The sequence below is a fragment of the Sagittula sp. NFXS13 genome (assembly GCF_040148795.1).
Taxonomy (GTDB): domain Bacteria; phylum Pseudomonadota; class Alphaproteobacteria; order Rhodobacterales; family Rhodobacteraceae; genus Sagittula; species Sagittula marina.
Genome location: NZ_JAGEMH010000006.1, coordinates 57009 through 75329, shown reverse-complemented (window position 1 = coordinate 75329; position 18321 = coordinate 57009). Strand labels below are relative to the sequence as shown.

The 18321-nt window shown below is 60.9% G+C and carries 17 protein-coding genes; 7 read left to right on the top strand and 10 right to left on the bottom strand.

Annotation, left to right across the window (positions count from 1 at the left end; all coding sequences use genetic code 11):
• Positions 1-59: 59 nt before the first annotated feature.
• Both J4E08_RS13710 and J4E08_RS13705 read right to left on the bottom strand, forming a co-directional pair.
• Complete coding sequence (locus J4E08_RS13710) at positions 60-1619, bottom strand: ABC transporter substrate-binding protein (RefSeq protein ID WP_349538981.1); 1560 nt, start codon at positions 1617-1619, stop codon at positions 60-62.
• Positions 1620-1866: 247 nt separating this feature from the next.
• On the bottom strand, positions 1867-2505 hold the full coding sequence (locus J4E08_RS13705; protein WP_349538980.1) for an exonuclease domain-containing protein: 639 nt from the start codon (positions 2503-2505) through the stop codon (positions 1867-1869).
• A 114-nt stretch (positions 2506-2619) separates the two neighbouring features.
• On the opposite strand from J4E08_RS13705, the gene J4E08_RS13700 reads away from it, so the two are divergent.
• On the top strand, positions 2620-3015 hold the full coding sequence (locus tag J4E08_RS13700) for a response regulator (RefSeq protein ID WP_349538979.1): 396 nt from the start codon (positions 2620-2622) through the stop codon (positions 3013-3015).
• A 2-nt stretch (positions 3016-3017) separates the two neighbouring features.
• Here the strand turns inward: J4E08_RS13700 and J4E08_RS13695 are convergent, their stop codons facing one another.
• From J4E08_RS13695 to J4E08_RS13665, 7 genes are all read right to left on the bottom strand, one after another.
• Entirely contained in the window at positions 3018-6422 is a 3405-nt protein-coding gene (locus tag J4E08_RS13695) for a CheR family methyltransferase (RefSeq protein ID WP_349538978.1), read from the bottom strand.
• A gap of 4 nt (positions 6423-6426) precedes the next feature.
• Positions 6427-6885 carry a PAS domain-containing protein gene (locus J4E08_RS13690; protein ID WP_183968474.1) on the bottom strand — a complete coding sequence of 153 codons (459 nt, stop codon included), beginning with the start codon at positions 6883-6885 and terminating at the stop codon, positions 6427-6429.
• A gap of 204 nt (positions 6886-7089) precedes the next feature.
• The gene (locus tag J4E08_RS13685; RefSeq protein ID WP_183968472.1) at positions 7090-7407 is read right to left on the bottom strand and encodes a 2Fe-2S iron-sulfur cluster-binding protein; all 318 of its coding nucleotides are present in this window, start codon (positions 7405-7407) and stop codon (positions 7090-7092) included.
• A 3-nt stretch (positions 7408-7410) separates the two neighbouring features.
• Positions 7411-8169, bottom strand: a complete 759-nt coding sequence (locus J4E08_RS13680; RefSeq protein WP_349538977.1) for an MBL fold metallo-hydrolase — start codon at positions 8167-8169, stop codon at positions 7411-7413.
• 16 nt (positions 8170-8185) lie between these two features.
• The gene (locus tag J4E08_RS13675; protein WP_349538976.1) at positions 8186-9706 is read right to left on the bottom strand and encodes an AMP-binding protein; all 1521 of its coding nucleotides are present in this window, start codon (positions 9704-9706) and stop codon (positions 8186-8188) included.
• Positions 9699-10421, bottom strand: coding sequence for a class-II aminoacyl-tRNA synthetase family protein (locus J4E08_RS13670; protein ID WP_349538975.1), 723 nt, complete (start codon positions 10419-10421; stop codon positions 9699-9701). The genes J4E08_RS13675 and J4E08_RS13670 overlap by 8 nt, the downstream gene beginning before the upstream one ends.
• A gap of 17 nt (positions 10422-10438) precedes the next feature.
• Positions 10439-10672, bottom strand: coding sequence for a phosphopantetheine-binding protein (locus tag J4E08_RS13665; RefSeq protein WP_183968464.1), 234 nt, complete (start codon positions 10670-10672; stop codon positions 10439-10441).
• 232 nt (positions 10673-10904) lie between these two features.
• Here J4E08_RS13665 and J4E08_RS13660 point away from each other — a divergent pair, with 232 nt between their 5' ends.
• Together J4E08_RS13660 and J4E08_RS13655 are read left to right on the top strand one after the other, a co-directional pair.
• On the top strand, positions 10905-11465 hold the full coding sequence (locus J4E08_RS13660) for a pyridoxamine 5'-phosphate oxidase family protein (RefSeq protein WP_349538973.1): 561 nt from the start codon (positions 10905-10907) through the stop codon (positions 11463-11465).
• 13 nt (positions 11466-11478) lie between these two features.
• Positions 11479-12468: a hypothetical protein gene (locus tag J4E08_RS13655; RefSeq protein ID WP_349538972.1), complete on the top strand. Its 990-nt coding sequence runs from the start codon at positions 11479-11481 to the stop codon at positions 12466-12468.
• A gap of 58 nt (positions 12469-12526) precedes the next feature.
• On the opposite strand, the gene J4E08_RS13650 is transcribed toward J4E08_RS13655, so the two are convergent.
• Positions 12527-13240 carry a TetR/AcrR family transcriptional regulator gene (locus J4E08_RS13650; protein ID WP_349538971.1) on the bottom strand — a complete coding sequence of 238 codons (714 nt, stop codon included), beginning with the start codon at positions 13238-13240 and terminating at the stop codon, positions 12527-12529.
• Between the two features lie 337 nt (positions 13241-13577).
• On the opposite strand from J4E08_RS13650, the gene J4E08_RS13645 reads away from it, so the two are divergent.
• From J4E08_RS13645 to J4E08_RS13630, 4 genes are read left to right on the top strand one after another with little or no spacing between them, the layout of a single operon-like run.
• Positions 13578-15122 carry an OpgD/OpgG family glucan biosynthesis protein gene (locus J4E08_RS13645; RefSeq protein ID WP_349538970.1) on the top strand — a complete coding sequence of 515 codons (1545 nt, stop codon included), beginning with the start codon at positions 13578-13580 and terminating at the stop codon, positions 15120-15122.
• Positions 15119-15292 carry a hypothetical protein gene (locus tag J4E08_RS13640; RefSeq protein ID WP_349538969.1) on the top strand — a complete coding sequence of 58 codons (174 nt, stop codon included), beginning with the start codon at positions 15119-15121 and terminating at the stop codon, positions 15290-15292. The genes J4E08_RS13645 and J4E08_RS13640 overlap by 4 nt, the downstream gene beginning before the upstream one ends.
• A 14-nt stretch (positions 15293-15306) precedes the next feature.
• On the top strand, positions 15307-17085 hold the full coding sequence (gene mdoH, locus J4E08_RS13635) for a glucans biosynthesis glucosyltransferase MdoH (RefSeq protein ID WP_349538968.1): 1779 nt from the start codon (positions 15307-15309) through the stop codon (positions 17083-17085).
• A gap of 3 nt (positions 17086-17088) precedes the next feature.
• Positions 17089-18270, top strand: a complete 1182-nt coding sequence (locus J4E08_RS13630; protein WP_349538967.1) for an OpgC family protein — start codon at positions 17089-17091, stop codon at positions 18268-18270.
• Positions 18271-18321: the final 51 nt, after the last annotated feature.

The window sequence follows — 18321 nt, the reverse complement described above, 5'->3', positions numbered from 1 at the left end:
GGGATTAAAACCATGGCCCGCGGCGTTCATCGAGGGGGGAGTGACCCCTCGAAACCCGATTACTCGGAGACGACCAGATCGCCGAAGTACGGGAAGTTCAGCGCGTTCACGATTTCATCCGCGTTCATGCCGTCCTTCGCGCCCCAGGCAAGGTCCTGCCAATGCAGCGGGATAAAGGCCGCTTCGTCGAACAGCAGCTGCTCCAGCTCTTGCAGGAGGGCGGCGCGCGCTTCCGGGTCGGTTTCGTTGTTGGCCTTGACCATCAGCGCGTCGGCTTCTTCGTTGCAGAAGTTGCCGGAGTTGTACTGGCCGTTGCCGGTCTCTTCGTCCGGGCAGGCGGTCAGGAACTGGTGGAAGTTGGCCGAATCCTCGGTGTCCGAGTGCCAGCCGATCATCATGATGTCCGCCGCGCGTTCATCGAATTCCGGCCAGTATTGCGCTTTCGGCAGGGTCTGAAGGTCGACCGTGATGCCGATCTGGCTCAGCATCGAGGACACCGCCTGCGCGATCTTGTCGTCGTTCACATAGCGGTTGTTCGGCGCCATCATGGTGATGGAAAAGCCATCCTCGTAGCCGGCTTCGGCCATCAGTTCCTTGGCCTTCGCCACATCATAGCGCGGTTCCATGCCTTCGACGTGGCCTGCGTAGCCCACCGGGGAAGCCTGCGCCGCCACGGTGCCGAAGCCGCGCATGATACGGTCCACGATGCCCGCGTTGTTCACGGCATAGTCAACGGCCATGCGAACTTTGGGGTCCTTGAAGGCTTCGACACGCTCCTGGTTCATCTGAAGGGTGATGATGCGCGTGCCGGGCATGGTGATCAGGTTCACGCCGTCGGCATCTTCGAGACGCTTGAGGTCGGTCGGCGGCACCGGCGCGATGAAGTCCACGTCGCCGGACAGCAGGGCCGCCACGCGCGTCGGGTCTTCCTTGATCGGGGTCAGGACGATCTCGTCAACGTTGCCCTCGGATTCAGTGTCCCAGTAGCCGTCAAAACGGTCGAAAGTGACCTTCACGCCCTGCTCACGCTCGGACACGGTAAACGGGCCGGTGCCGGAGATGTTGCGCGAGGCAAAGCTGTCGCCGTGCTTGACCACTTCGGCCTTGTCGGCACCGTCTTCGGTCTCGCCGGTGTAGAACTCGGAATCCATCGCGAAGAGATAGGTCGCGGTGTGCAGCACGAGCGGGTAGGGTTCGGCTGTCTTCAGATCAACGGTGTAATCGTCCACCACCTCAATACCGGTGAAGGGGGCGAAAATGCCTTTGAAATCGGGGGATTGCTTGATGCGGTCAAAGGTCCATTCGATGTCCTTGGCTGTCATCTCGTTGCCGGAGTGGAACTTGACGCCTTCGCGCAGCTTGAAGCGCATGGTGGTGTCGTCGATCTGTTCCCAGCTGTCCGCCAGACGGCCTTCGAATTGCAGGTCCTGCGTCCAGCGCACCAGCGGGTCAAAAACCATGTGGTTGAGCTGAAGCGTACCACCGGAAAGCTGCTCATACGGGTCGAGCGACACCGGGTCCGCGTCATAGGCAACGTTGACACTTATTTCAGCGTGGGCGGTTCCCGCAAAGGCGGTCGCCAGCGCCGTGGCTGCAACGCAAGATTTTAGAAATGACATGAAGGGCTCCCTGATTTTTTTGATGGTCGGAGCGTAAGGAGCAGCGCTGACGATATGCAAATGCCGATGCTGCATGAGGTGATGCGTGAAGGGCATGAGCGAAATGCATGCCCGAAATAAGGCGTTTTATCAGTCTGTTACCAGATGTCCGCACCGCAACGCATGAAACATGAAACGCTTGGTGACGCATCGTCACAGCCAATTTGATCAAAAAACCGGCGATGCAGTCCTGATCCGTGGCAAGGATTCAGCCAGCAAATACCGTCTCGGCGCGCAGGACCACCTCTGCAGCCGCACGCGCATCTTCGCCTGCGTCATGGTGGCGGAAGGACAAGCCGAGGTGCTGTTTCAGGGACGCCAGCCCATGCCCGCCATTGCCTTTCAGCTCCGGCCAAGCCTTGCGCGCAACCTGTACGCTGTCGCGCCATTGCCAGTCCGGGGCGTCGCGCTGGTGGGTTTTGCAGGCGGCGGCGATGGCGGCGCGGTCAAATCCGGAATGCTGGTAAATCACGTGGTCGCTCAGCGGATCTTCAAGCAGGTCGATCACGTCGCAGATCAGTGGCGCGCCGACAACATGGCTGCCGGTGATGCCATGGATCCGGGTGCAGGACCAATCGTCGGTCTGCGGATCGACAAAACACGTCCACGTTTCGATCTGGCCGGAATGTCGCACCGCTGCGAGGCCCATCTGGCAGATACTCCCGCGTTGATTGTTCGCTGTCTCGACGTCGAGCGCAAAAAATCGAAAGGGTCCGCGCGGCAGCGGTGGCAGGACGGAACGCATTGACGGCATGGTGGAATCCTCGGAATGGACGGCACGCGTATAGAGCAGATCCAGCGGCGCTCCAAGGTCACGGCTGGCAGAGACCCCTTCAATATCAATCATATGGTAAGGGTTGTGTAATTAAGTCACATGTAAACAATGTCTTTGATTTTTGCGGGAACCAAATGTGCTGTATCCCGTTTGAAACCCACGATTTGCCACAACAGGAGCCAGCAGGTGACGATTGAAACGCCGAAAGTGAACGCAGGTACGGTCCTTGTACTGGATGACGAGGCGCTGATTGCGATGGATCTCGCCGCCACTGTCGAGGATTGCGGCCTCAACGTGCTCGGCCCGGCGTTCAGCATGAAGCAGGCGTTTGAATTGATCGAAGGCTCGACACCGGAACTTGCCCTTCTCGACATCAACATCGGCAAGGAACAAGTCTGGCCTTTGGCGCGCGAATTGCGCGACCGTGGCGTTGGCCTTGTGTTTATCAGCGGCGATCTAAGCCCGGCGAACCTGCAGGCAGAATTTCACGACGCGCCCCGTCTGCACAAACCGGCCCTGCCGCAGCAAGTCTGCGAAGCGCTCGACAGCTACGAAGTCAAGACACCGACCGCCGCCGAGTAACCTCAGGTTGCGGCGTAGGGAATCGTCAGCGTCCGTTCAAAGCCGTTTTGCGTCGCAGCGCCCGACACCGACCCTTGCAACTGATGCGCGGTCGCCTCCACAAGAGAGGTGCCAAAACCGGGTCTTTCGGTCATCTGATCCGTGCGCCCAGTTTCGATCCACCGAATATGCGCAGTTGCGGCCTGGACGCTGACCGTGATGCTCAGCTTGCCATCGGGCAAGGACAAAGCGCCATATTTCGTGGAATTTGTGCCCCACTCATGCAGGATCAGCGCCAGCGACGTGATCTGATCGACTTGAATCTCCAGATCAGGTCCAGACAGCTCGATCGTCTGAGACGAAAGCGATGGTCGCAGGACAGTTTGCACGAGCTCGTGCAGCATGGCGTGCTGCACATCGGCCCCATTGTTGGTCAGGCCGTGGCTTTCGGCCAGCGCGCGGATGCGGGAGCGCAAGCTGATCGCAAAGGCTGACACGTCTTCCGCCTCGCGCGATGAAATCGAAATCAGAGCAGAGATGATGGCGAAGAGGTTCTTCACCCGATGGTTCATCTCGCGGATCATCAGTTCCCGCTGGTCCAGCAGGTCTCGTTCGGCGGTGACATCATAGGTCACGCCGACGAACTTGTTGCTGTTGTCACGCTCGAACCGGCGACCCATGCCGTGCAGCCAACGAACGCGTCCATCGGCCAGTTCAATAGAGAACGTCTCGTTGAAATCACGCGTGCCATTCATGGATTGGCGCAGCGCCTGGTTCACGCGATCACGGTCTTCCGAGCGCAGCCGGGCAAGGAGCGGCTCCATCCGGTCGTCGAAATCTGCACCCAGATCGAGCAGCTTGCGCTCGGTTTCGTCGATGCGGATGACGTCGGTTTCAGGCTCGTATTCCCAAATACCGATGCGCGCCACTTCGAGCGCCAGCCGCAAGCGTTGACGCTCCTCTTCGAGGCTTTGCTCCAGACGCAGCGCTTCGGTAACGTCTGCCAACACCAGCGTCGCACCGTCATATTCACCATCCTGGCGCCGGTAGGGCAGGGTACGCGCGACGAAATCCCGCTGCATTGCCTTGGAGGAAATGCGGAATTCGCTGGTTTCCGCCTTAGCCACGGCCTTGTTCAACGGCGAGATCAGATTGGTGTCATCCAGTTCGCCGGACACGTCCGAGAAAAGGCGCCCCACGTGCTGGCTTTTGAGATTGAACAGTTCGGCGGCTGCTTCGGTAAAGCTGCGGATGCGGACCTCGGCGTCGACCACCACAACGACAAGCTCGGTGGAATTGAAGAAGTTCGACAGGTCGGAGTTGGCCATCATCAACTGGTCGACCTTGTTCTTCAGTTCGTCGTTGACCGTCGTCAACTCTTCGTTTGTCGACTGAAGTTCCTCGTTCATCGACATCATTTCTTCGTTCGAGCTTTTGAGTTCCTCGTTGGTGGTCTCAAGCTCTTCGACGGTGGTGTTCAGCCGATGACGGGTCGCTTGCAGCTCCTGCTCAAGGTAGCGCAGGTGGCTCTCATCAGGGGCAACTTCCTCGAATCCATCGGGCACGCCGGGAACCATGTCACCGGTTTCACGGATCACCACCAGCAGCGCGCCTTCTTCGCGCAGCGGTTCGCACATCACATCGCAAGGAAGGGTGCCAAAGCCGGTCTGCACCTCCACGCCCCGCGAAATCAGGCGTCGCTGATGGGTGTTGGCGTCGCGGACAAGTCCGCCGATGACTTCGCGCAGGCCAAGCTTGGCCAGGCTGGGCACATGCACCTGACGGTCCGTCCGATCCGGAAAATCCAGGAATTTCGACAGGTTACCGTAGCGCTGAATGAGGTTCCCACTGGGGTCGAGCAACATGCTGACAGGTGCGTAGGCCTCTGCAAGGCGGCGCAGCGCCTGTTGTTCAAAACTATCCTCGGGCAGGCTCTGAGGCACCTGACCATGACGTTCGCGGCTGGTCGTTTGACGGGTCCCGCGCCGTTTCGGAAGGCGCAGATTATAGCGACCTATCGCAGGTTTGCGCTTGAACAGACGGTGCGTCTGGTCCTCGGTCTGGAACAGATCCTCAAAACGGCCAATCGCTTCCGAGGAGCCAAGGAACAGGTATCCCTCTTCGCTCAGCGCAAAATGCAGCAGCGGCACGACCTCGCGCTGCAGATCCTCATCGAAATAGATCAAAAGGTTGCGGCACGACACAAGGTCCATCTTGGGGAAGGGCGGGTCCTTGATAAGGCTGTGCAGGCTGAACCGGACCATGTCCCGAATGGACTGGGTCACCGAAAAGCTGGAATTGTTGTTCACGGTGTAGCGGTTGCGCAGGTGTTCGGGGATGTCCGGCAGCGCGGCCAGCGGATACGTCCCGCCGCGCGCTATATCGAGCATCTTGGCGTCGATGTCCGTGGCAAACACTTGCGCGCGCACCGACTTGCCACTTTTCATTATGTTGTGATGCAGCAGCATCGCGATGGAGTAGGCCTCCTCGCCACTGGAACATCCCGCGACCCAGACGCGAATGCTGCCTTCAGGCTCACAGTTGTCGATCAGCGGTTGGATGACCTTGGTTTCCAGCCGTTCAAATTCGCCGGGATCGCGGAAAAATCGGGTGACGTTGATCAGCAGGTCGGAAAACAGGGCTGAGCGTTCCTCGCTGTCGCGGCGCACTCTGTCGAGGTAATCCTTGGGCGATTCCAGTCCCAACACCTGCATCCGGCGGGCAATGCGCCGCGACAGGGTGGACCGTTTGTACATCGAGAAATCATGCCCCAACGTGTCCGAAATCGTATCGCAGATATCGGTGATATGGTCGAAAATCTCGTTCGAATTTTCGTCGTCGGGCAGGTCTTTTCCGTATTTGAAGAAGCGTCCAAGCACGCTCAGGATATCGCTGGGATGCGTCACGAAGTCTGCCAGCCCCGTACCAATCGCGGACGTCGGCATCCCGTCGTAGCTGGCGCTTTCGGGGGTCTGCACCACGCACAGCCCGCCGTGCTCCTTGATGGCCCGCAGGCCGCGCGTGCCGTCCGCACCGGTGCCAGACAGGATGACACAGGCCGACTGTGGTCCGATGTCAATGGCGAGCGCTTCAAAGAAATCGTCGATGGGACGGCGCAATCCGCGCGGATCAGTGAATTCGGTCAGTTGCAGGGTGCCGTCATGGACAGACAGACCATGTCCGGGCGGGATGACGTAGATGTGGTTCTCTTCGAGGTCCTCGCCGCCACAGGCCTGCGTCACCGTCATGTTGGTGTAGCGCTCAATCAACTGCGCCATGAGCGATTCATGGTTCGGATCGAGGTGCTGGATCACCACGAAGGCCATCCCCGGCATACCATCGCCGGACTTTCCAGAGAACAACTCCCGCAATGCTTCCAAGCCACCGGCGGAGGCGCCAACGCCAATCACAGGGAAAGTGTTTTTCATCTTCTCAGTAATCCAGTCGGACCCGTGCGATCAAAGCAGTTGTATTGGCCATAATAGGGTAACTGGCCATGATATCGTATTGCGACGGGTTCAGAACATCGTGAAGCGTCCGCACGTCGCGGGTCAGCAATTCGGCATACTTCGTGGCCGAGGCCGCGGTGGCGCGGCTGATATCGAACTGCGACGCCAGCACAAACGACGTCTCGCCGTCTTTCACCAGCTTGGACATGTAGACAAGATTAACGAATTCAGTGCCATCCTTGCGCACGTTCGGCACGATGAACTGCTCGTCCTTGGGCCCTTCGGAATACAGGAAGGTGTGCATTCTTTTGCGCACCGGGCCTGCGCCCTCCTTTGGCTGAAGAAATCGGCAATTGCGCCCGATGATTTCGTCGCGATCGTAACCGGTGATGGACAGGAACCTGTCGTTCGCAGCAACCAGCGGGCAATCCTCTTCCCCCATGTCTCCGACACATATGGCAATGGAACTTCTCGCCAACAAGTCGGCAATGGGGTCAGGAAGAGACATCAGGCATGGATCCGAAAGCTGGCAGAAGGCTTGATTGCGGGCAGACGCCATTTTGCCGTGTTCTGCCGCGGGTGCAAGTCGCACCTTGCGTAAACTGGCTTAAATTTGCCCGCCACCAGGGTGGCAGGACAACTCTTGTCAGACCTGATTGTCAGGCACTTCGACAACCAGTCCATCCATCTCTTCTGTAAGGACGATCTGGCAGGACAGGCGGCTGGTCTCACGCGGGTCGACGCCGAATTCGATCATCATCTGTTCGTTGTCATCAGGTGCCCCGACGCGCGCGAACCAGTCCGCGTCGAGATGCACCATGCACGTCGCGCAGGAGCAGCCGCCACCGCAAGCCGCCACGACGCCGGCGATGCCGTTGCGTGTGGCCGCCTCCATCAGGGAAATGCCGGCCGGGGCCTGCACCACCGTCCGGGTGTCGGCTTCGAGAAAGGTCACTGTGGGCATACGTCAGCCTGCTTGTTTCATGGAATGATCTTGGGTGGGCACAGAGTGGTCGTGTATCCTGGCGACCATATCCGGAACGGTGCCCACCATCGGAGGTTTCAGGCCCCGACGGGGCCGGTTGCAAAAGGCGGTGAAGTTCTCTTCGGTTTCCAGCCGCAGGTAGAAGTTGGTCGCTTTCACGGCATCGAAACGCATCCCCACGGGGCGGGCGTATTCATGGCCGGGAAAGACCCGCGCGGCATCGGGAACAGAGCGCTTCAGCCGGGCGCAACTGCGAAACAGATCGCCAGCATCACCGTTTGGCGTGGCCACCAGCCCGCAGCCTTCGATGAACAGCGTGTCACCGGGGAACAGGCAGTCGCCGACGATATAGGACACGGAGCAGGCCGTATGCCCCGGCGTCAAAAGCGCTGTGATGGCCAGTGCGCCGACGCGCAGCCGCTGATCAGTTGTCAAAACCCGCTCGCGGTGTGCGGGCAGGTCGAGCGTGTCGAGGCAGGGGCGCGTGCCCCAGACCGGCAGGTCCGCTTGCGCGCTGAGCGTTTCGACCGCCTCCGTGTGATCGCGATGGCCGTGGGTCACAAGGATCGCGCGCAGGGTCAGGTCACGCGCCTTGGCCGCATCGACGATGGTCTCGGACGCCCAGCCGGGATCTATCACCACCGCGTCGCCGCTGGCGCGGTCATAGGCGATGTAGATCAGGTTGGGAAAACAAGCCCGTCCAGCGGTCAGCTGAACGACGCCGGTTTCGGCGTCGTTCATGTCGTGGGTGCGTGAGTTAGGCAACGAGATCACCTGCAAAGAGATCCGCATAGGTTTCGCGCAGGGCGGCTTTTTGCACCTTGCCCATGGCATTGCGCGGCAGCGCGTCCACGGTCAGGTATTTCTCCGGCACCTTGTGCGCGGGCAGGGTGTCGCGCAGGGCACTCTGGACAGCAGAGGTGTTCACCGCGTCGCCAACGATCACCGCGACCGGGACATTGCCCTTTTCGGGATGCTTCACGCTGATGACGGCGCTTTCGGCCACGCCGGGCTGAGCGTCGACCAGCTCTTCGACCTCCTTGGGCATCACGACGCCCGCCTCGGCAAAGATCGCGTCCTTAACCCGGCCCAGCACGTACAGATAGCCATCCGCGTCATAGCGCCCGAAATCACCGGAGATAAAGAACCCGTCGTCGCGCATGTCCTCGGCGGTCTTCTCCGGCTTGTTGTAGTAGCCGTCGAACAGGTTCGGCCCGCGAATTTCGATCATGCCGGTGTCGCCCTGGGGCAGGGTGTCACCCGTTTTCATGTCGGTGATGCGGATTTCCGTGCCGTCGAGCGGGAAGCCCACGCTGTTGGGGCGGCGTTCGGCGTCGTAGGGGTTGGACGCGATCATCGAACATTCGGTCATGCCATAGCGTTCGAGGATCATCTTGCCGGTCGCCTGTTTCCACGCATCATGCGTCTGCGGCAGCATCGGCGCGGAGCCGGAAATGCACACCCGCATGTTGCGCGTTGCCTCTGTCAGGTTGGGCGCGTCGAGCAGGCTCATGTAGAACGGCGGCACGCCCATCATCACGGTGGCCTCCGGCATCAGCGACAGCACGCGGTCGCGGTCGAACTTTGGCAGGAACACGCAGGAGGCGCCAACCGACAGGATCACGTTCATCGCGGTGAACAGCCCGTGCAGGTGGAAGATCGGCAAGGCGTGGATCAGCACGTCGCTTTCCGAGAAATCCCATGTGCGGACCAGAACCTCGGCGTTGGAGGCCAGCGAAGCATGGCTGTGCACCACGCCCTTTGGCCGCCCGGTGGTGCCGGAGGTGTAAAGGATCGCTGCCGGATCACTTGCCACGCGCGGGCAGGCGTCAAAGCCGGTGGGCTGGCTGTCGCGGCGGTCGATGAATGTACCGCTGTCGTTTTCGTTGATGGTCAGCACGGGAATGCCGGCGGCTTCGCCCTCACAGGCGGCGCGACGGCTTTCGTCGCTGACCATCAGCGCGGGTTTGGCATCGCCCACGAAATAGGCAATATCGTCCATGGGAATGGCCGGGTTGATCGGCGTGTAGACCGCGCCCGCCAGCAGGCAGCCGAAGTACAGCTCCAGCGAGGCGACGGATTTCGGCGCATAGACCAGAACGGTGTCGCCCGCGGTCACGCCCAGCTCTGTCAGCAGGGCCGCGCTGCGTTCGGCGTTGCCAAAGAACTGCCCATAGGTGGTGGTGGTGCCGGTGTCGTCGCGGGTGATGAGGGTCTTTTCCGCGCGGGAGCCGCCGGCAGTGGCCAGTTTCGAGGCCAGGACATTCGCATCATACATGTTCGAGAGCTCCTTTTGCGTCAGCGGCCGCGCGGGCCAGATCATATTGGTGCTGCACCCGGTCATAACCAAGGCCAAAGCACGCGCTGTAATAGTCGTGCCCTTCATGAGACGTGATGTTGCACGACCGCGAGAACGCCTTCAGGTGCAGGTTCACGGACCCGCAGGCAACGCCGCCGATCACGAACTCATGCTTCAGCTTCTGGTCGCGCTGGAACGCCTGCTTGTAATCGTTGCTGTTGAAAAACGGGTCGGTGGCGACCTCCAGATCGGCTTTCAGGCCAAGGTCCGACAGCGCATCCACAACCTGCAATTTCACGGCGTCGATCCACGCGGTCACGGTGTCGAGCGTGTCCGACATCAGGATGTATTCACGCATGGTATAGGCGATCTGACGCCGGCCTTCGGCATAGAATTCTTCGCAGCGAAAGCACAGGTTCTTGTGGGTGATCAGAAAGCTCTCGCCGTGCTGGCTGTCCTTGAGGTCATAGAAGACCGGATAGCAGCAAGTAGGGGACAACAAATACTGTTCATCGGAGTTGATGGAATTGTCGACGCTGAATGCGTGCTGTGGAAAGCTCTTGATATAGTTGCCCGCCAGAACGAAGTCGCGCGGCAATAGCGGCGCCAGTCGCTTTTCCTCTGCGCCGGAAAAGCAGGTCAGTCCGGCCAGCATGTCATCGAGCGTCCGCTCGAATTCCGCGGTGATTGCCATACGGTGCTCAGAGGCCATCACGCGCCCTCGTACTGCAGGAAGTTGCGCTGGATATCGTCGGGGGTGCCGAGCTTCATCAGGTCCAGATCGCCAATTGGCAGAGGTTTGCCCGTCTGAGTCTCGATGTAGGCGATCAGGGCCGCGATGTTCATGCTGTCCAGAATCCCGCTCATGATCAGCTCGGTCTGGGGACCGATGATTTCATGCTTTTGGGTGGTGATTTCGTTCAGCAATTTCAATAGGTCATCCATCTCGTGCTCTCCATGGACTATCAGCCAAGCCATGCCGGAGGACGCAATCATTGGACGACCGCGCGTGTCGGCAAAGCACTTAAAATCGACAAGTCCCCCAACCCGGTCGTGCCGATACGAAAAACTTGCTACCAACCGTTCGTAAGTTTAACAACCCCTTTGTGAGCCGGAATCAACCACGCTCGCAAGTGTGTAATTTGGTCGAATGGTGCGAAAGCGCAGGAGTGTGCCCATGGATACGTTCAAGGAATTTGATTCGCCGCTGCACGCCGGTGAGCGCGAAATGGCGAGCCGTTACCCCAACCCCGTCTATCAATGGGGGGACGACAACATCGGGCAGATGATCCGCACGCGCATATCCCTTTCCATTGGCCAATACCTTGCCAGATTGCCGTTTTTCTTTATCGCCACCAGCAGCCCGGAAGGCTTTTGCGACGCCAGTTTCCGGGGTCGCGAATATGGTGCCGCGGGCCCGCAACCGCTCGTCTGGGTGCCCGATCCGCAAACAGTGATATTCCCGGATTTTCAGGGCAACGGCCTCTACCAAAGTCTAGGCAATATCCTGGGGAATCCGCAAATCGGAATGCTGTTCATGGATTTCGAGCGTCAGTCGCGGATGCGCATCAATGGCCGGGCCGAGGTGCGGGACGCCGATGACGCGGTGCGCGAAAAATGGCCCTCGGCGCAGGCTTTCGTTAAGGTGACCATTCAACAAGCTTACGGAAATTGTCAGGCGCGCATTCCGCGTCTGGTTGTGGACCAAAGCAGCGTTGACCCGCTTTCCCATTCGTGACCGAGAGGACATCATGAAACAGACCGCAAATGTGACCGTGACCGATTACGCCACCGGGATGAAGATCTTTCGCAGCCCCGATTTCGGGGTCGACCATCCCTTTCGCGCGACGCGTCAGATTTTCGGGCCGTCTGTTCTGGATACGGAGGCCGCAACACATGTGGAGCGCAAGCGCAGCTGGATGGCGCAATTCCTGCCTGCGCGCATCGCCAGCGCCGAGGTGCAGGGCATAATTGCCCGCGCGGTCGACGAAGGGTTCGCACATGCCGCCGAACAAAATGACCTGCTGGCGGCGGCGGTCTACATTCCGAACCGGGTTTTGTTGCTTTTGCTGGGGTTGGAGGACATCGACCCGATCGAGCACCACCACAAACTGCGCGCGATCACGGATTTCCTGGAAACCAACGCGCGCAGTCCGGAGGTCATGGCCGCCCGGACCTACCTGCAAGAGGGGCCGTTCGCCGCGACCCATGCGCTTTTTGACGGGTTGGACGATGAACGTCAGCGCAATGAGTTGCTGTTGTTCTCCTATGCCGCGGGTGAAACGACCTTCGTGGCCATGAAATGCATGCTGCTGCTTTGGGCGCAGGATCCGGCGCAGTTTGCCGCGCGGCTTTCCGAGGAGGGCGTGAAATCCTTCCTTGCGACCAATATGCGCAACGATCCCCCTCTGGGCATCGCCACACGGTACTGCAAGCAGGACACGGAAATCGACGGGCTGACGTTTGCCAAGGGTGATCTGGTGCACGTCGATATCGTCACGGCGAACAAGACATGCCCCATGTCCGCAACCGGCGTGCCGATGGACTTCACCTTTGGCGCGGGAAAGCACAGCTGCCCTGGCCATCTGCTTGCCAAGGCGGAGCTGGAGGCGGTGATCGAACGGCTCAGCGCGTTGGACGGCGCGCGTTACCGGATCGAGGGGGATCTCAACGCGCCGCGTCCGCTGAACTTCCGCGATCCCGGAGATGTTAGGATCACCAGCGCGCTTGAACTGGCCTGACCACCCGAATTTGTCATCGAACGGCTCGCCATGACAGCGGGCCGTTTCGCGTTTCGGCTCAGCGGAAGCACGCTTCGGCCTCGGCCTGACCCGCCAATGCGCCCCGCAGGCTGATCAGCTCGTCTTCGGCATCTATCAACCGCTCCGCGAGGCATTTTTCCACCATGCTGGCCTGTTGCCAATCGCCGACCATCCTGGTCAGCAGGGCGCGGACCTTTTCGCACGGCGTATCGACGGCCAGGCTGTTGGCCCTGTCCAGCAACGCAGTCCGCGCACGTTGGATGGGCTGGGTGTCACCGTGCAGTGCGAGCCAAAGCGTCGCCCCTTCGACGGCTGTCAGCGTGTCCACGGAAAGCGTGTGGGCCTGCGGATCAGGCACCCCTTGGCGGATCAGGTCGTGAAACAGCCCGCTGATCGCCCCAAAGAACTCTGCCACGGCGTCGTGCAGCACGGGGGCCGAATCATCCAGACCATAGGCGAGGTGCATGCCGACGCAGCGCCGGTTGGATGTCAGCACGTTTATCAACCTGTTCAGCGTGCGTTCATAGTCCGCACGCCAGTTTCCGGTTGCCTTGATATCGCCGAAAATTTCGCTGAACGTCAGGGTCAGAACTTCGGGCACCAGCGCATCTTTGCCGGGGAAGTGGCTGTAAAGACTGCCTTTCTTCAGGCCGACCACGTTGGCGACATCCTGCATCGATGTACCGGTGTATCCCTTGTCCCGCATCAGGTCGCGCGCCGCGATCACAATCTTGTTCTTGCTCGTCTTCATCTGTGCTTCCCTGAATTTACTAACGAACGGTCGCTAGTATTTAACGAATTAATTTCCAGACGGCAAGCATCCTTGCGTTGCCGCATCGAGAGGCCCGCGAAATGGGTGCGACGTCCCCCTCAGGCGCCGTCTGCGATGCGCTTTAAGCGGGTGAACAAGCCGGTTTTCGCTCAAAACGTGTCGGAATATGGTCGATACCTGCCGGTGATGCGTTTGTTCGCAGATGCAGAATTGAATTTCCCGCAAACAGGTCGGATAGATAGTAAAAATGCTTGGGGACAGATACTTGCCGCCGATTCGACACTCGCTGCCTTTGCAGCAAACCCGCCGCACCTTCATGGCTGCCCTTCTGTGCAGCGCCGCCAGCTTGCCGATGGCGCGGTCTGCCCGCGCTCAGCAGGACGCCCCGGACGACTCGTCTCAGGCGGGTGTGCCCTTTTCCTTCGACGCTCTGACCGACCAGATGCGCGACGCCGCCGCGCATTCGCCAAAGTCACCAGAGCCGGTCGACGATTTCCTCTCGGGGCTGAACTATGATTCTTACAACCGGATCCGGTTTGACGATCGCGGCAACAGATGGAACGGCCTGCCCAATTTTCGCATGAACGCCTTTCACATGGGCTGGCTCTTCAATGAACCTGTGCATGTGTACGAGGTCAGCGAAGGCCGTGCGCTGCCCATGGGCTTCAGCGCCAGCGATTTCGTGTACGACGATAAAATCGAGGTGCCGGAGGATTTCAAGATGCCGGGCGTCGCGGGCATCCGTCTGATGGCGCCGCTCAACAGCGCGGACCGCTTCGACGAACTCGGCGCTTTTCTGGGCGCGAGCTATTTCCGCTTGCTGGGCGAGGGCAACCGCTATGGCCTGTCCGCGCGGGGCTTGGCCGTCAACACCGGCTTGCCTCAGGGCGAGGAGTTCCCCCGCTTCTCCGACCTTTGGCTCGAACGGCCCACGGCGGACGATGATCGGCTGACGGTCTATGCCGCGCTGCAAAGCCAGTCGTTGACCGGGGCGTACCGTTTTGTCATCACGCCGGGTGCGACGACCTCGATGCATGTCACGGCGCGCCTGTTCCTGCGGGAGGACGTGGCGCAGCTTGGCATTGCGCCACTGACGTCGATGTATCTGTTTGGCGCGTCTGATCCGGGCGATTTCGGTGATTTCCGCGCCGGGGTTCACGACAGCGAAGCACTGGTGATCAACACGGCCGGCGGTGACACGTTGATGCGACCGCTCAACAATCCCGCGCGACTGGCCAATTCCTACCTCGGGATGGATAGCCCGAAGTCGTTTGGCCTTGTGCAGCGCACGCGGGATTTCAACGCCTATCTCGACGCCGAAGCGCATTATGAACTGCGCCCCTCTGTCATGGTCGAACCCGTCGGTGACTGGGGCAAGGGGACCGTGCGGCTGATGGAAATTCCCACCGATCTCGAGGTAAACGACAACATCGTCGCCTTCTGGGTTCCCGATGGGGACATGACCGCAGGCACCGAGCTGGAGCTGTCCTATCGCCTGCGCTGGGGGCTTGAGCCGCGCGGCGACCGGTCTTCTGATCGTGCACATGTTTTGCGCACACGTGTCGGCAAAGGCGGCGTTGCAGGCGTGGAAGAGGGCCGCGACACGACAAAATTCGTCATTGATTTCGAAGGTGGACCTTTGACGGAACCTTTGGGCCCTGAAGAGGTTGTAGCCGACGTGAGCATTACACGTGGTGAGATAACAGAAGCCATCGCATCGCGTATCGATCAAAGCGACAGCTGGCGTCTCGTAATCGAGGCGCGTGCCGAAGAGGGCGGCGTGGCCGAACTCAAGGCGCGGCTGGTGAGCGGCGACACCGTGCTGACGGAGACTTGGCTTTTTCAATGGGTGACGGAATGACGGAACTGAACGAGACTTTGGGTTTGACGCAACACGAAGCGGAGGCTTTGGACACATGGCAGCCCCCACAGGCGCCGCTGTCCATGCCGCCGCAGGCTCTCACCCGTGAGCCGTCCGAAAATCCCCTTCTCACCTGGGCGCGCGGCTTCTGGCTGCGGGCCTCTGACTGACGCGCATCCCCATCATGCCGCTGCCGCCCTCCACCGCCACCCGCCTGACCCGATCCATCGCGTTGGTCTTTGCCATGACCGCCGCATTGAGTGCGGGCGGTCTTTTGCTGACCGTCGGCGCAGAAGACGGGTTCGACACGCTGGACGTCGTGCGCACAGTGCTGATCATGGTGACCACCGCGTGGCTCGCATGGGGTGCCTCGCTGGCGTTGGCGGGGCTCTGGCCGTCGCGCGCGATGTCGGTTCCACCGTCGACTGGCCCCGCGCCCCGCACTGTCATGCTGGTCCCGATTTGCAACGAGGACCCGGTCAGCACCTTTGCCCGCATTGCCGCCATCGACCGGTCCTTGGCCGCCAGCGGTGCCTCGGTAGACATCGCCATCCTCTCTGACACCCGCGACCCGCACGCCTCTGCCAAAGAGCGCGCGGCCTTCGTGCGTCTGCGCAAGGCCGTGACGGGGCAAGGCGAGCTGTTCTATCGCATCCGCGAAAATGGGGCGGGCCGAAAGGCCGGCAATGTCGGGGATTTCATGCGCAACTCTGGTCGGGCCTATGATCTGGCGGTGATCCTTGACGCGGACAGCCTCATGTCGGGAGAGGCGATCCGGATGATGATCGACCGCATGGTCGCGGACCCGCAGCTTGGGCTGCTGCAAACCCTGCCGCGTCTGGTCGAAGGCCATTCGCTGTTTGCCCGCGCGATGCAGTTCTCGGCGGCCTTTCACGGCCTCGTCTTCACCCGTGGCCTGATGCGGATGCAGGGCAACACCGGACCGTTCTGGGGGCACAATGCCATCGTTCGGGTCGAGGCCTTTGCCCAATCCTGTGGCCTGCCCGACCTGCCGGGCAAAGCACCTTTTGGCGGCCATATCCTGTCGCATGACTATGTGGAGGCCGCTTTGCTGGCCCGTGCCGGTTGGCGCGTTCAGGTGGACTCCGCGATCCCCGGCTCCTTCGAGGAAGGGCCGGAAAACGTGCTGTCCTACGCACGCCGCGACCGCCGCTGGTGTCAGGGCAACCTGCAACACGCGCGGCTTCTTGCGGCACCGGGCCTTGCGGGGTGGAGCCGTTTTGTCTTTCTCCAGGGGATCATGGCCTATGTGGCCGCGCCGCTGTGGGGGCTGTTCCTGCTTGCGACGCTTGCGTCGACCGTGCTGGCTCCGCTGCCGGACTACTTCCCCGAAGCCTATCAGCTTTTCCCCACCTTCCCCTATGACAGCACGCTGGAAATCACGACGCTGATTCTTGGCACCGCCAGCCTGCTGGTGCTGCCCAAGTTTCTCATCTGGATCGAGGCCATCGCCACCGGGCGCGCTCAGGCCTTTGGCGGGGCATGGCGGTCCTTTCTGTCGATGCTGGTGGAAATTGCGCTGACCTCCGTGCTGGCGCCGATCATGCTGGCCTTTCAGACCCGCGCCGTGGTGCAGGTGCTCTCCGGTCAGGACGGCGGCTGGCCGGCCAATGCCCGTGGCGAAGGCCGGCTGAGCGTGGCCCAGTCCCTGCGCGCCAGTGGCTGGATCGTGGGCGTTGGTCTCGGCGCTTGGGGGCTGGTCTATCTGCTCGCCCCGAACCTTATGCCTTGGCTGCTGCCCATCGGCATTCCCATGACGCTTGCGCCGGTCATCATCGCATGGTCCTCGCGTCCCCTGACCCACAAGCTGTTCCGCACACCAGAGGAGCGTGACGCACCGCAGGTGTTGCAGGACTTTCGCCACATCATGGCGCAGTGGCAGCCCACCGCCGCGCCGCTTCCCGCTGACCGGATCGACCCGGTGGCCCCCGCACGAGCGTAATCCATGGCTCTTATTGCCCCCAACATAGCCCAGCCCGGCGGGCGTGATCCCCGGCTCGACGCCTTTCGCGGGCTGGCCTTGGCAATGATCTTTATCGACCACGTGCCCGGCAATCCCTACGAGCAGTTCACCCTGCGCAATATCGGGTTTTCCGACGCGGCAGAGGCGTTCTTCTTCATGTCCGGCGTGGCGGCGGGGCTGGCCTATTCAGGTCGTTTCGGGGCTGAGCGACGCGCCGCCAACGGCTTGTGGAGCGCGGTGCGCCCCATGTGGATGCGGGCGTGGACGCTGTACAAAACCCATATCGCACTGACCTTTTCCGTCATTGCGATCTTTGCCTTTGCGGCGCTGGCCTTTGCCATGCCGGAAATGGCGAACAAGCATAACCTTGGCGCGGTCTTCACCGATCCATGGCGCACGATCCCGGCGCTGTTCACCATGACGCACCAGATTGGCTACGTGAACATTTTGCCCGCCTACTGCGTCCTGCTGTTCGTCGCCCCCTTCGCCCTCATGGCCGGGCTCAAACATCCGGGGTGGTTGCTGACGGGCGCCGTGGCGCTGTGGATGGCGGCGGGCACGTGGAGGCTGAACATCCCCAACTGGCCCGGCGGGGGCGGATGGTTCTTCAACCCGTTTTCGTGGCAGTTGATCTTTGTCCTTGGCCTTGTGGCGGGGATAAAATCGAAGGCGGGTCAACGCCTTGTCCCGGTCAGCGGCTGGCTGTTCACGGCGGCGTTGGGATTCCTTCTATTCGTCTACGCGTGGCGGCACGTGCCGGAGCTGGGCAAGTTCATGAACACCCAGATGTGGCGACTGGGAGAGGCCGGAGCCCCCTATCATTTCGTCGCGCACTCCAAGACATTCCTGGCCCTGCCGCGTCTCCTGCATGTTCTGGCGATGGTCTATGTTCTGTCGTGCCTGCCGTGGGTCGTCGCCTTGTGCGCCAGCGCCGCTGCCGCGCCGCTGCGCCTGATGGGCCAACAGGGGCTGGAGGTCTTTGCCACCGGCACCGTGATCGCGATGGCGTTTCAGGCGCTTATGGATATGAACGGCGATCCTGCAATTCTGGGAGTGGTCCTGCCGCCGCTCGGGTTGGTTCTGTTGTGGCTCATCGCCCTGCGCGCGCAGCGGCGAAAGGCCGGCGCAGTCATCCCCGCAAAACCAAGCGCTGTTCAAGCCTGAACCACCCCGCGCAGGGGCCGGCGATGACAGGTCCGTCGATTGTCAAACTGT